This window comes from Klebsiella sp. Lac1 (assembly GCF_009825425.1).
GTDB classification, from domain to species: domain Bacteria; phylum Pseudomonadota; class Gammaproteobacteria; order Enterobacterales; family Enterobacteriaceae; genus Klebsiella; species Klebsiella electrica.
This window is the reverse complement of the sequence record NZ_VJZJ01000001.1, coordinates 728,768-741,802: the sequence shown is the minus strand read 5'-3', so window position 1 is coordinate 741,802 and position 13,035 is coordinate 728,768. Positions and strand designations below refer to the sequence as shown.

General features: G+C 57.0%; 13 protein-coding genes. 9 read left to right on the top strand and 4 right to left on the bottom strand.

Going from position 1 to position 13,035, the window contains the following annotated elements:
- Window positions 1-131: 131 nt before the first annotated feature.
- The 4 genes from poxB to FNY10_RS03575 all read left to right on the top strand — a co-directional run bounded on the left by poxB (window position 132) and on the right by FNY10_RS03575 (window position 5,558).
- The gene (gene poxB, locus FNY10_RS03590) at window positions 132-1,850 is read left to right on the top strand and encodes a ubiquinone-dependent pyruvate dehydrogenase (protein WP_160703993.1); all 1,719 of its coding nucleotides are present in this window, start codon (window positions 132-134) and stop codon (window positions 1,848-1,850) included.
- Between the two features lie 152 nt (window positions 1,851-2,002).
- The gene (ltaE, locus tag FNY10_RS03585) at window positions 2,003-3,004 is read left to right on the top strand and encodes a low-specificity L-threonine aldolase (protein ID WP_160703995.1); all 1,002 of its coding nucleotides are present in this window, start codon (window positions 2,003-2,005) and stop codon (window positions 3,002-3,004) included.
- A gap of 10 nt (window positions 3,005-3,014) precedes the next feature.
- Window positions 3,015-4,448, top strand: coding sequence for an SDR family oxidoreductase (locus FNY10_RS03580; RefSeq protein WP_141965016.1), 1,434 nt, complete (start codon window positions 3,015-3,017; stop codon window positions 4,446-4,448).
- Between the two features lie 96 nt (window positions 4,449-4,544).
- Window positions 4,545-5,558 (top strand): NAD-dependent epimerase/dehydratase family protein, encoded by a 1,014-nt coding sequence (locus FNY10_RS03575; protein WP_131048305.1) that lies wholly within the window; start codon window positions 4,545-4,547, stop codon window positions 5,556-5,558.
- 7 nt (window positions 5,559-5,565) lie between these two features.
- Here the strand turns inward: FNY10_RS03575 and FNY10_RS03570 are convergent, their stop codons facing one another.
- Window positions 5,566-6,396, bottom strand: coding sequence for an N-acetylmuramoyl-L-alanine amidase (locus FNY10_RS03570; RefSeq protein ID WP_160704071.1), 831 nt, complete (start codon window positions 6,394-6,396; stop codon window positions 5,566-5,568).
- Window positions 6,397-6,398: 2 nt separating this feature from the next.
- Complete coding sequence (locus FNY10_RS03565) at window positions 6,399-6,719, bottom strand: heavy metal-binding domain-containing protein (protein WP_100684089.1); 321 nt, start codon at window positions 6,717-6,719, stop codon at window positions 6,399-6,401.
- A 116-nt stretch (window positions 6,720-6,835) separates the two neighbouring features.
- Here FNY10_RS03565 and FNY10_RS03560 point away from each other — a divergent pair, with 116 nt between their 5' ends.
- From FNY10_RS03560 to artM, 5 genes are all read left to right on the top strand, one after another.
- Entirely contained in the window at window positions 6,836-7,354 is a 519-nt protein-coding gene (locus tag FNY10_RS03560; protein WP_131048304.1) for a lipoprotein, read from the top strand.
- A gap of 222 nt (window positions 7,355-7,576) precedes the next feature.
- Window positions 7,577-8,305, top strand: coding sequence for an arginine ABC transporter ATP-binding protein ArtP (gene artP / locus FNY10_RS03555; protein ID WP_100683980.1), 729 nt, complete (start codon window positions 7,577-7,579; stop codon window positions 8,303-8,305).
- Between the two features lie 19 nt (window positions 8,306-8,324).
- Window positions 8,325-9,056 carry an arginine ABC transporter substrate-binding protein ArtI gene (gene artI / locus FNY10_RS03550; protein ID WP_131048303.1) on the top strand — a complete coding sequence of 244 codons (732 nt, stop codon included), beginning with the start codon at window positions 8,325-8,327 and terminating at the stop codon, window positions 9,054-9,056.
- A 6-nt stretch (window positions 9,057-9,062) separates the two neighbouring features.
- A complete protein-coding gene (gene artQ / locus FNY10_RS03545) occupies window positions 9,063-9,779 on the top strand; it encodes an arginine ABC transporter permease ArtQ (protein WP_131048302.1) in 717 nt (238 codons plus the stop codon).
- Window positions 9,779-10,447 (top strand): arginine ABC transporter permease ArtM, encoded by a 669-nt coding sequence (gene artM / locus FNY10_RS03540; RefSeq protein ID WP_100683983.1) that lies wholly within the window; start codon window positions 9,779-9,781, stop codon window positions 10,445-10,447. The genes artQ and artM overlap by 1 nt, the downstream gene beginning before the upstream one ends.
- Window positions 10,448-10,486: 39 nt before the next feature.
- Here the strand turns inward: artM and FNY10_RS03535 are convergent, their stop codons facing one another.
- Together FNY10_RS03535 and pdxA are read right to left on the bottom strand one after the other, a co-directional pair.
- A complete protein-coding gene (locus tag FNY10_RS03535) occupies window positions 10,487-11,983 on the bottom strand; it encodes a GntP family permease (protein ID WP_131048301.1) in 1,497 nt (498 codons plus the stop codon).
- A 47-nt stretch (window positions 11,984-12,030) separates the two neighbouring features.
- A complete protein-coding gene (gene pdxA / locus FNY10_RS03530; protein WP_100683985.1) occupies window positions 12,031-13,029 on the bottom strand; it encodes a 4-hydroxythreonine-4-phosphate dehydrogenase PdxA in 999 nt (332 codons plus the stop codon).
- Window positions 13,030-13,035 lie beyond the last annotated feature (6 nt).

Genomic DNA, 13,035 nt, shown 5'->3' with positions numbered 1-13,035 from the left:
ACCTGAGACCCGATCAGATTATGCCTAATCATTGCGCATGAAGAATTGATTTTTATCAGGGTGATTCACCGGCATGCCCATCAGTTTCATCTAAGCTTGTAGGCGTTATCACAAAAAGGAGCTGGAGAACCATGAAACAAACCGTGGCGGCATATATAGCAAAAACACTTGAACAGGCCGGCGTAAAACGCATATGGGGCGTCACCGGCGACTCCCTCAACGGACTGAGCGATAGCCTGAACCGGATGGGCACCATTGCCTGGATGCCCACCCGACATGAAGAAGTCGCCGCCTTTGCGGCTGGCGCCGAAGCGCAGTTAACCGGAGAGCTGGCAGTATGCGCAGGTTCATGCGGCCCGGGTAACCTCCATCTCATTAACGGCCTTTTCGACTGCCATCGCAATCATGTTCCCGTGGTCGCCATCGCCGCCCATATTCCCTCCAGTGAAATCGGCAGCGGCTATTTCCAGGAAACCCATCCGCAGGAGCTGTTTCGTGAATGCAGCCACTATTGCGAGCTGGTCTCCACGCCAGAGCAAATCCCACAGGTGCTGGCCATCGCGATGCGTAAAGCGGTGATTAACCGTGGCGTATCGGTGGTGGTGCTGCCCGGCGACGTGGCGCTGAAAGCCGCACCGGAGAGCGCCAGCACCCACTGGTACGCCGCGCCGCTGCCGACGGTCACGCCGCCGGAGGAAGAGATCAAAAAGCTGGCGCAGGTGCTGCGCTATGCCAGTAATATCGCCCTGCTGTGCGGCAGCGGCTGCGCTGGCGCGCACGCAGAGCTGGTCGAGTTTGCCGCGAAAATAAAAGCCCCTGTTGTCCATGCCCTGCGTGGTAAAGAGCACGTTGAGTATGACAACCCCTATGATGTCGGGATGACCGGACTGATTGGCTTCTCCTCGGGTTTCCATACCATGATGAATGCCGATACCCTGGTGCTGCTGGGCACCCAGTTCCCCTACCGGGCCTTCTACCCCACCGACGCCAAAATTATCCAGATTGATATCAACCCCGGCAGCATCGGCGCCCATAGCAAAGTCGATATGGCGCTGGTTGGCGATATTAAGTCCACGCTCGCTGCGCTGCTGCCGCATCTGGAAGAAAAAACCGACCGCACGTTTCTGGATAAAGCTCTTGAGCACTATCGTGAAGCGCGTAAAGGGCTCGATGATCTGGCAAAGCCGAGCGACAAAGCGATTCATCCGCAGTATCTGGCGCAGCAGATCGGTCATTTTGCCGCCGACGACGCAATTTTCACCTGCGACGTCGGGACACCGACCGTCTGGGCCGCGCGCTATCTGAAAATGAACGGCAGACGCCGCCTGATCGGGTCGTTTAACCACGGTTCGATGGCTAACGCCATGCCGCAGGCGATTGGCGCCAAGGCGGCAGCGCCGGATCGCCAGGTGGTGGCGCTGTGCGGCGACGGTGGTTTTAGCATGTTGATGGGCGACTTTCTCTCGCTGGCGCAGATGAAGCTGCCGGTGAAAATTATCATCTTTAATAATAGCGTCCTCGGCTTCGTGGCAATGGAAATGAAAGCCGGAGGCTATCTGACCGACGGTACCGAACTGCACGACACCAATTTCGCCCGCATTGCTGAAGCCTGCGGGATAACAGGGATCCGCGTCGAAAAAGCCAGCGAGGTCGATAGCGCGTTACAGACCGCGTTTAGTACCGATGGCCCGGTGCTGGTGGATGTTGTCGTCGCCAAAGAGGAGCTGGCCATTCCGCCGCAGATCAAACTGGAGCAGGCCAAAGGATTTAGTCTGTACATGCTGCGTGCCATTATCAGCGGACGCGGCGATGAGGTCATCGAACTGGCGAAAACCAACTGGCTCAGGTAAAACATTCTTTTCGTTAATCTCTGAAATCATGCCTGATGCCGCGATGCGGCGCGCCCGAGCATCCCCGACGACAGCACCGCGCCTGTCATCGGGGACACAAAAGGCGCGCGACAGCAGCCGCCTGCGGGATGATCGACCCAGAAGGAAATGCCGTGATAGATTTACGCAGTGATACCGTAACCCGGCCAGGCCCCGCCATGCTGGAGGCGATGATGGCCGCGCCGATCGGAGACGACGTGTATGGCGACGACCCGACGGTAAATGAACTTCAGCGCTACGCCGCACAGCTGGCCGCTAAAGAAGCCGCGCTGTTCCTGCCCACCGGCACCCAGGCTAATCTGGTCGGTCTGCTAAGCCACTGCCAGCGCGGCGAAGAGTATATCGTCGGCCAGGGCGCGCATAACTATCTGTATGAAGCGGGCGGAGCGGCAGTGCTGGGTAGCATTCAGCCACAGCCGATCGATGCCGCCGCCGACGGCACTCTGCCGCTGGATAAGGTCGCCGCGAAGATTAAACCTGACGATATCCACTTTGCCCCGACACGCCTGCTGAGCCTCGAAAACACCCACAACGGTAAGGTTCTGCCGCGCGCATACCTCCAGGAGGCATGGGAGTTTACCCGTAAGCATAATCTGGCATTGCACGTTGATGGCGCGCGTATCTTCAATGCGGTGGTTGATTACGGCTGCGAACTGCGCGACATCGCGCAGTACTGTGATTCATTCACTATCTGTCTCTCCAAAGGGCTGGGTACGCCGGTCGGCTCGCTGCTGGTCGGTAGCCACGAGTACATTCGCCGCGCCACCCGCTGGCGGAAAATGGTCGGCGGCGGCATGCGCCAGGCCGGGATTCTGGCGGCGGCGGGCCTCTACGCCCTGCAAAACAACGTCCAACGGCTACAAGAGGATCACGATAATGCGACGTGGATGGCCGGGCAACTCAGCGCCATTGGCGCCGACGTGACCCGGCATGATACCAACATGCTGTTTGTCCGCGTGGGGGAAGAGCACGCCACAGCGCTGGGGGCATTTATGCAGCAGCGCGGCGTGCTGATCAATGCTTCGCCGATCGTGCGCCTGGTGACGCATCTGGATGTCAGCCGCCAGCAGCTTGCGGACGTCGTCGGCCACTGGCAGGCATTTTTGCAACGCTAAGGAGCCCGGCGTGTCGCAACACATTCTGGTGCTCGGCGCCAGCGGCTATATCGGCCAGCATCTGGTGCAGGCATTAAGCGAGCAGGGTTACCCGGTGCTGGCGGCGGCGCGCCATGTCGACAGACTGCAAAAGCTCAATCTCCCGGGCGTAAGCTGCCAGCCGCTCGATCTTAACCAACCGCAGGGGCTGTCCGCCCTGCTGGCGCAGGCGGATACCGTGTATTATCTGGTGCACGGAATGGGCGAAGGCGGCGACTTTATTGCCCACGAGCGCCGGGTCGCGGTCAACGTTCGTGATGCCCTGCGCGTCACGCCAGTCCGGCAGCTGATTTTTCTCAGTTCCCTGCAGGCGCCGGAAGCGGAACAATCGGATCATCTGCGCGCCAGGCAAATCACCGCCGACATTCTGCGGGAAGCCGCCGTCCCGGTCACCGAACTGCGGGCGGGAATTATCATCGGCGCCGGTTCCGCCGCTTTCGAAGTGATGCGCGATATGGTCTACAATCTGCCGGTTCTGACGCCGCCGCGCTGGGTTCGCTCGCGAACGACGCCTGTCGCGCTGGAGAACCTGCTCTATTATCTGGTGCAACTGCTGCATCATCCGGCCAGCGCTCATCGGATACTGGAAGCCGCCGGACCAGAAGTATTAAGTTACCAGCAGCAGTTCACTCGCTTTATGGCGGTGAGCGGCAAGCAGCGCCTGTTAATCCCGATTCCGTTTCCCACCCGCTGGATTTCGGTGTGGTTTCTCAACGTGATCACGTCGGTGCCTCCCACCATCGCCCGGGCATTGATTCAGGGGCTAAAGCACGATCTGATCGCCGACGATCGCGCCCTGCGCGCGCTGATCCCCCAGCCGCTTATCTCCTTTAATGAGGCGGTGCGCCGCACGTTAAAAGACGAAGAGCAGCTGGCGAACTCCAGCGACTGGGGCTATGACGCCCAGGCGTTTGCCCGCTGGCGGCCGGAGTATGGCTACTACCCTAAACAGGCCGGTTGTACGATCAGCACCCGCGCCAGCGCGGCGGCGCTGTGGCAGGTGGTTAATCAAATCGGCGGCAAAGAGGGTTACTTCTTTGGCAACATTTTGTGGCAAATCCGCGGGATGATGGACCTGCTGGTCGGCCACCGGCTGGCGAAAGGCCGTCCCGATCGCGCCAACCTGCAGACCGGGGATACGGTGGACAGCTGGAAGGTCATTATCGTCGAACCGGAAAAGCAGCTAACCTTACTATTCGGCATGAAAGCGCCGGGTCTGGGACGACTGAGTTTTACGCTCAGAGATAAAGGCGATCGCCGCGAGCTGGATGTCCGCGCCTGGTGGCATCCTCACGGCATGCCCGGGCTGTTCTACTGGCTGCTGATGATCCCGGCGCATCTGTTTATCTTTCGCGGCATGGCGCGACGCATTGCCCGGCTGGCCGAACAAATCACAGGCAAATAGGCAGTATGTGTGGCATTCTTTCATCATTCTCATTGCATCATGAGGAGAATCACGGAAAAATGCGCACGAAATTCTTTTCTGGGACAGTAGGTTGATATGAAGGTACTGGTTACCGGCGCGACCAGCGGATTAGGCCGCAACGCGGTGGAATATCTGCGTCATCAAGGCATCAGCGTCAGAGCCACCGGGCGTAATGAAGCGATGGGCAAGCTTCTGAGCAAAATGGGCGCCGAGTTTGTGCCTGCCGATTTAACCGAACTGGTTTCTTCGCAGGCTAAAGTGATGCTCGCCGGTATCGATACCCTGTGGCACTGTTCAAGCTTTACCTCTCCCTGGGGTACGCAGCAGGCTTTTGATCTCGCTAACGTGCGGGCCACCCGCCGTCTCGGAGAGTGGGCCGTTGCCTGGGGGGTGCGTAATTTCGTTCATATCTCCTCCCCGTCGCTCTATTTTGATTATCACCATCATCGCGATGTGCAGGAAGATTTCCGCCCGCAGCGTTTCGCCAATGAATTTGCCCGCAGCAAGGCGGCCAGTGAAGAGGTCATTCATCTGCTGGCTCAGGCGAACCCCAATACCCGCTTTACCATTCTGCGTCCGCAGAGCCTGTTCGGCCCCCATGATAAAGTGTTTATTCCTCGCCTGGCGCAAATGATGCAGCACTATGGTAGCGTCCTGCTGCCACGCGGCGGCAGCGCGCTGGTTGATATGACCTATTATGAAAATGCGGTGCATGCGATGTGGCTCGCCAGCCAGCCGCAGTGCGACAGCTTGCCCTCCGGCCGCGCCTGGAATATCACCAACGGCGAACCGCGTACGCTGCACAGCATCGTGCAGAAGCTGATTGATGAACTGGGCATTAAATGCCGGATCCGCTCCGTACCCTACCCGATGCTGGATATTATCGCCCGCAGTATGGAGCATTTCGGCAATAAATCCGCCAGAGAACCCGCCTTTACCCACTACGGCGTCTCCAAGCTGAACTTTGACTTTACCCTCGATATCTCCCGCGCTCAGCAAGAGCTGGGTTATCAACCCGTGGTTACGCTCGATGACGGCATTATTCGCACCGCCGCCTGGCTGAAGGACCACGGCAAATTACACCGCTAACCGCAGGTTATCCCTGGCCATACTTTTCCAGCAGCGCCTCGGCGATGGCCTGGGTTTCAGCATCGGCGACGCCATCCCAGCGCGCCGGGCGAAAGTGCATCTGAAAGGCCATAATGACCCGTTTCTGTTGCGCCGGGGTCATCTCCGGCGTGACCTGATAGCCATAGCGAGAGAGCATATCCAGCAGCTCTGCGCTATCAACCGCTTGATACGACGGTCGGCCATTGAGATAAAACGCCACCCGACCGGCATCCGGCCACGCGCCAATACCCTTCTCCGCCAGCTGCCGCCATGGGAATAACGGCCCGGGATCGTCCTTACGCTGCGGGGCAATATCGGCGTGGGCAACCACGTTTTGCGGCGCAATGTGGTAGCGGGCAATAATATCTTTTGCCAGCGGCATCAGCGCATTAATCTGTGCCGGGTTGAACGGCGTAAAGCTTTTCGTCCCCGCGTTTTTCTGCCAGCCGCGGTTCTCCAGCTCAATGCCGATAGAGGTATCGTTAATGCGCGTGCTGCCGCGCCAGAAGCTAATCCCCGCGTGCCAGGCCAAATCTTGTTCCGGCACCAGTTGCCAGATCCGCGGTTTGCCGTGATGCAGCGGGGGCTGCTCGGGAATCAAATAGTGCGAACTGACCTCTTTATCCGTCAGGGTCGCCAGGGAAACGTCAAAGTCATCGGCGGTATAGTGAATGACTAATATTTTCACTCTCGGGTAGGCGGCCTGTGCCGGATGGCGAGTGTCGAGTTGGTAACCGTCGCGGTCAATAATTCCCTTTTCTGTCGCGCAGCCCGCCAGCAGCAGCGTTAGCAGCGCGACGCTCAGTCCAGGGCGTATCCTCACCGTGTCTGTACCGCCGTGCCGCTGACGGAAACCATCAGCATGCTGCCATCCTTGCCCACCGTCTCATAATCGATATCGATACCGACGACCGCGTTGGCACCCAGCGCTTTTGCCTGCTCGCCCATCTCGCCAAACGCAATCTCCCGCGCCTTGCGCAGCTCTTTTTCATAGGACCCCGCGCGACCACCGACGATATCGCGGATGCTGGCGAAGAAGTCGCGAAAAACGTTCGCGCCGAGGATAGCCTCCCCCGTCACGACACCGCAATATTTCACAATAGGCTGCCCTTCGAGGGTGGGAGTCGTTGAAAATTGCATCATCAAGTCCTTCTTTTGCGTTCAAGGTGTTAGCTCAGAGAGTCAAGCACATTGTCGTATCGATACGCTATGCTTGAAGAGATATTTTAACGTAGTGAGCCTATAAGGAAATCATTATGCGCGACAAACTCGTTGCTTTTATTATCCCGTGCGCGCTCGCGCTGAGTGCCTGTACCACCGTCACCCCCGCCTATAAAGATAATGGCACCCGCAGCGGGGCCTGCATCGAAGGAGGACCGGATGAGGTGGCGCAGAAATTCTACGATTATCAGATCCAGCACCGAAACAACGACCTGACGGCCCTGCGTCCTTATCTCAGCGACGATCTGGCCAGATTATTAAACGATGCCCGCCAGGATCCGTCCCGCAGCTCGCTGCTGCAATCGAACCTCTTCTCCAGCTCGACAACCCCGGCCGATAGCGCCAGCGTGGCCAGCGCCTCCACTATTCCAAACCGCGATGCCCGCAATATCCCTCTGCGCGTCGATTTAAAACAGGGCAGCCAAAGCTGGCAGGATGAAGTGCTGATGATTCAGGAAGGCCAGTGCTGGGCCGTCGATGACGTGCGTTACCTTGGCATTAACTCTCGTGCCCCGGCCGGTTCCCTGCAACAGAGTCTTGAAAAACGCGGATAAGGACGTGGAACCTACGCCGCTGAAACGATAACTCCGGTAAAATGTCGGTATTTCTCCAGTTATGCCGACATTCGAGCCTCCCTACCCCACGAACCCATATTTTGTGCTAAGTTTAGAGGTAAATGCGGCTTACATTTAACTTTTAACGCATAAATATTGCATAACTATTCTGTCAAAGGTAGTATTTGCGGCCTCAATAGCTATTCGTATCAGACAGCCCAGATGAGTATTAAACTAAACGGCATTAACTGCTTCTACGGCGCGCATCAGGCGCTGTTCGACATCACGCTGGATTGCCCGCAGGGGGAAACGCTGGTGCTGCTCGGCCCGAGTGGCGCCGGGAAAAGCTCGCTGCTTCGCGTACTCAACCTGTTGGAAATGCCGCGTTCCGGGACATTACATATCGCCGGTAACCACTTCGACTTTACCAAAACGCCTTCTGACAAAGCCATTCGCGAGCTGCGCCAGAACGTGGGTATGGTTTTCCAGCAGTATAATCTGTGGCCGCACCTGACGGTGCAGCAAAACCTGATTGAAGCCCCCTGCCGCGTGCTGGGGTTAAGTAAAGACATGGCGCTCGCTCGCGCCGAAAAACTGCTGGAACGTCTTCGTCTCAAGCCCTACAGCGATCGTTATCCGCTGCATCTTTCCGGTGGCCAGCAGCAGCGCGTCGCCATTGCGCGGGCGCTGATGATGGAACCCCAGGTCCTGCTGTTTGATGAACCTACAGCAGCGCTCGACCCGGAAATCACCGCTCAGATCGTCAGCATTATTCGCGAGCTGGCCGGCACCGGTATTACGCAGGTTATCGTCACCCACGAAGTGGAAGTGGCGCGTAAAACGGCAAGCCGCGTGGTGTATATGGAAAATGGTCACATCATTGAACAAGGGGATGCCAGCTGCTTTACGCATCCGCAGACCGACGCGTTTAAAAACTATCTTTCACATTGATGTTTTCGGGGAAATGACGATGAAAAAAGTACTGATTGCCGCGATCCTGGCCAGCATGAGCCTGTCAGCTACTGCCGCCCAGACCATTCGTTTCGCCACTGAGGCCTCCTACCCTCCGTTTGAATCGATTGATGCCAACAATAAAATTGTCGGTTTTGATGTCGATCTGGCCAACGCGCTGTGTAAAGAAATTGATGCCACCTGCACCTTTACCAACCAGGCCTTCGATAGCCTGATCCCCAGCCTCAAATTCCGCCGCGTCGATGCGGTGATGGCCGGGATGGATATCACGCCTGAGCGTGAAAAGCAGGTGCTGTTCACCACGCCTTACTATGAAAACTCGGCGCTGTTTGTCGGCCAGAAGGGTAAATTCACCAGCCTCGAGCAGCTGAAAGGCAAAAAAGTCGGCGTCCAGAACGGGACTACGCACCAGAAATTTATTAATGACAAACACCCTGAAATCACCACCGTGCCGTATGACAGCTACCAGAATGCGAAACTGGATCTGCAAAATGGCCGTATTGATGCCGTGTTTGGCGATAATGCCGTCGTCACCGAATGGCTGAAGAGCAATCCGAAGCTGGCCGCGGTGGGCGATAAGGTCACGGATAAAGACTACTTCGGTACCGGTCTGGGCATTGCGCTGCGCCAGGGCAATACCGAGCTGCAGCAGAAATTTAATGCTGCGCTGGAAAAAGTGAAAAAAGATGGGACTTACCAGACCATCTACAGCAAATGGTTTCAGAAGTAACGCTAAATGAATGAAATTTTTCCCTTAGCAAGCGCCGCCGGGATGACCGTCGGCCTTGCCGTTTGCGCGCTGATCATCGGCCTGGTGCTGGCGATGCTGTTTGCCGTGCTGGAGTCAGTGAAATGGCGCCCGCTGGCATGGTTCGCAACCGGCGTGGTCACGATTCTGCGTGGGCTACCGGAGATTCTGGTGGTCCTGTTTATCTATTTCGGCTCCTCACAGCTGCTGCTTACGCTCTCTGACGGTTTTACGATCAATCTTGGTTTTGTGCAGATTCCGGTACAGATGCAGATTGAAGACTTCGACGTCAGTCCGTTCCTGTGCGGCGCCATCGCGCTGTCCCTGCTGTACGCCGCTTACGCCTCGCAAACTTTGCGCGGGGCGCTCAAGGCGGTACCTCAGGGACAATGGGAGTCAGGCCAGGCGCTGGGGCTGTCGAAAGGGGCTATCTTCTTCCGTCTGGTGATGCCGCAAATGTGGCGTCATGCGCTGCCGGGCCTCGGCAACCAGTGGCTGGTTCTGCTGAAAGATACCGCACTGGTCAGTTTAATCAGCGTCAACGATCTGATGCTGCAAACCAAGAGCATCGCCACCCGCACTCAGGAACCGTTTAACTGGTATATCATCGCGGCGGCGATCTATCTGGTCATCACCCTGCTCAGTCAGTACATCCTCAAACGTATTGACCAACGTGCGACGCGCTTCGAACGGAGACCAGGCTGATGCTCGATTACTTACCCGAACTGCTAAAAGGGCTGCATACCAGCCTGACGCTGACGGCGGCGTCGATCGTCGTCGCGCTGATCCTGTCGCTGGTTTTCACCATCGTCCTGACGCTGAAAACGCCGGTGCTGGTGTGGATTGTTCGCGCTTATATCACCTTATTTACCGGTACGCCGCTGCTGGTGCAGATCTTCCTGATTTACTATGGTCCAGGTCAGTTCCCCTCTTTGCAGGACTACCCGGTGCTGTGGCATCTGATTTCTGAACCCTGGCTGTGCGCCATGATAGCTCTGTCCCTGAACAGCGCCGCCTACACCACCCAGCTGTTTTATGGTGCGATCCGCGCCATCCCGGACGGCCAGTGGCAATCCTGTAGCGCGCTGGGCATGAGCAAGAAAGACACGCTGGCGATTCTGCTGCCGTACGCCTTTAAGCGCGCCCTCTCTTCTTATTCCAACGAGGTGGTGCTGGTGTTCAAAAGTACCTCTCTGGCTTACACCATTACGCTGATGGAAGTCATGGGACACGGCCAGCTGCTGTACGGACGCACCTACGACGTCATGGTGTTTGGCGCGGCCGGCATCGTCTATCTCATCGTCAACGGTCTGCTGACGCTGCTGATGCGGTTAGTGGAGCGTCGAGCGCTGGCATTCGAACGACGGAATTAACCCTAAAAGGGATCCCTGAGGGATCCCTTTTTTTATCTCTTAAAAGCACAGCGCGTTAATCAGCAGTAGGGTAACCGACCCGGTCGCCCAGAGGATAGTCGAGGTGATACTCCACACCCTGATCTGCTCCTGAACTTCAGTCACGCCGAGCGAGCGGTTCACAACCCAAAAATAGGCATCGTTAAAGTAGGAAAACATAAAAGAGCCTACCGTACAGCCGAGGCCAGCAATCACCGGATCCACGCCTAAGGTCCCGATCATCGGGGCGGTAATACTCGCCGCGGTAATCATCGCCACCGTACCAGACCCCTGAATTAAACGCACCAGCGTCGAAATGGTCAGCGGCAGCAGGACGCCCGGCACGCCTGTGCGGATAATGTAATCGGCTATCATATTGCCGGCGCCGGAATCACGCAGCACCATACCCAGCGCCCCGCCGCCGCCGATAACCAGAAAGATAATCCCCGCCGAGCGAATCGCATTTTCCATATTTTGGGTGACTTCTTTACGCTCGTAACGGCTACCCAGCCCAATAATGGCGATCAGTAACCCGGTCCCCACCGCCGTAACCGGATGGCCGATAGCGACGACCATCTGCGCTAACGACTGCTGCCACGTATGACTCTCCGGGTCAATGTAGCCGAACTCCTTGAAGAAGGTGGCCAGCAGAATCAGTACGATGGGCACCATCAGCGGAGCAAACGAAATCACTTTACCCGGCAGAGACTCCTCCTGCTGCACGCTTTCCTCGCCGGCAAGGGGGCGCTCACGGGTAAAACCACTGCCGTCTGCCGTCGGGATCAGGAAAATAGCGTTGCCAAGACGTCGGGTATACAGGAATCCGGCTATCGCCACCGGTACCGCCACGACCATGCTCCAGAGCATAAACCGGCCAATCGGCATATTGAACTGCGATACCACGCCAAACGGACCAACGGCAGGCGGGATCATGCTATGACTGATCACTAATCCGGCCGCAAGCGTTGCCCCTAAGCCAACCACCGATTTACCCGTTGAACGGGAGATAGCCTTAACCAACGGTACCAGAACGATAAACGCCGAATCGCAGAATACGGCCATTGAGACGATCAGACCGATCATCACCAGCGCCAGCTCCTCACGTCCCTTGCCCAGCAGGTTGATAAACGAAATCGCCATGCGCTTAGAGGCTCCGCTCATCTGCAGCAGCGAGCCCATCATCACGCCAAAGCCAATCACGATGCCGATATTGCCTAACGTCCCGCCAAAGCCCCTGGTGACAGAAGCGATCATCATTTCGCTTTTCATCCCGCCCAACGAGCCGGTAATCACCGCGGCAATGATCAATGCGGGAAACGCGGGAATGCGCGTTTTAAGGATCATAAAGAGCAGCGCCGCTATTGCGACCAGCAGTCCGCCAATCACGCGGAAACTGTCGAGCTCCTCCCCGCTGGTGCTTCCAGGGTTAAAAATGATTAACCCAATGCCAAGGACTAGCGCCCCCTTCAATGCCGGACTCATTCCCGTCGCGGCGGCTTCCACTGGTTTATCAGACATACTCACCTCGGATTATTGAGGCAGCGGGCGGTGACGCCCGCCACAGGTTATTGTTTTTTGTAATAAGGCGCGTAGAGTGCCGCCAGCCTGACCGCTTCAATCAGGCTGACCGGATCGGCAATTCCCCTCCCCGCAATGTCATTTGCGGTACCGTGATCAACGGAAGTTCGCAGGACAGGCATGCCGCTGGTGATAGAAATGGTGCGGTGGAAGTCCACCATTTTGGTGGCGATATGCCCCTGGTCATGATACGGCGACAGCACGGCATCCCATGCCCCCTGCAGAGCAAAATGGAATACGCTGTCGGCCGGTTTTGGCCCCTCAATCGCTATGCCTTGCTCACGCGCGAGCTCAATACCCGGCAACAGAACGTCATCATCCTCATGGCCAAACAGGCCGTGCTCACCGCCGTGGGGATTAATCGCGGCCACCACCAGTTTGGGCTGCGGCACGCCAAGCTGCTGCAGCGCACGCGTACAGCGCAGCGCGTAATCGCATACTTTCTCCGGCGTCAGGCTGCGGATCGCCTCAACCAGAGAGAGATGGCGCGTCAGGAAGAAAACCCGCAGCGTGCGAACCTGAAACAGGGTCAGCGGATCGTGGGTATTCGTGAGATGAGCAAATATCTCGGTATGTCCGATAAAATCAACGCCCCCGGCCCTCAGCGACTCCTTATTAATCGGGGTCGTCGCCACCGCATCGACGTCGCCGCATAGCGTCATCTTTACCGCTTTCTCAATACAGTCATAGGCCGCCCTGCCGCACTGCCCCTGAATCTCTCCCGCTTTAAACACGTCAATATTGAGATCTCCGGTCTCAATAAGATTCATTAATCCCGGCCGATCGATATACTCATTCACGCCAGAAATGACGTTAATTGATAACGATACGCCGGAAAACTTCATCGCCTGTTCCAGAATGGTTTTATTGCCGACAACGACCATTCTGGCATATTGTTGCGCATGCTCCGACGCCAGGGTTTTTACGGTAATCTCCGGGCCGATGCCAGCAGCATCCCCCATTGGAATAACCACCAACGGTCTCATAATTAA

Excerpts from the sequence above, each read along its gene's own strand:
- poxB (WP_160703993.1), top strand. The coding sequence starts at position 132 with ATGAAACAAACCGTGGCGGCATATATAGCAAAAACACTTGAACAGGCC.
- FNY10_RS03575 (WP_131048305.1), top strand. The coding sequence starts at position 4,545 with ATGAAGGTACTGGTTACCGGCGCGACCAGCGGATTAGGCCGCAACGCG.
- FNY10_RS03565 (WP_100684089.1), bottom strand. The coding sequence starts at position 6,719 with ATGCAATTTTCAACGACTCCCACCCTCGAAGGGCAGCCTATTGTGAAA.
- FNY10_RS03560 (WP_131048304.1), top strand. The coding sequence starts at position 6,836 with ATGCGCGACAAACTCGTTGCTTTTATTATCCCGTGCGCGCTCGCGCTG.
- artP (WP_100683980.1), top strand. The coding sequence starts at position 7,577 with ATGAGTATTAAACTAAACGGCATTAACTGCTTCTACGGCGCGCATCAG.
- artI (WP_131048303.1), top strand. The coding sequence starts at position 8,325 with ATGAAAAAAGTACTGATTGCCGCGATCCTGGCCAGCATGAGCCTGTCA.
- artQ (WP_131048302.1), top strand. The coding sequence starts at position 9,063 with ATGAATGAAATTTTTCCCTTAGCAAGCGCCGCCGGGATGACCGTCGGC.
- artM (WP_100683983.1), top strand. The coding sequence starts at position 9,779 with ATGCTCGATTACTTACCCGAACTGCTAAAAGGGCTGCATACCAGCCTG.
- FNY10_RS03535 (WP_131048301.1), bottom strand. The coding sequence starts at position 11,983 with ATGTCTGATAAACCAGTGGAAGCCGCCGCGACGGGAATGAGTCCGGCA.
- pdxA (WP_100683985.1), bottom strand. The coding sequence starts at position 13,029 with ATGAGACCGTTGGTGGTTATTCCAATGGGGGATGCTGCTGGCATCGGC.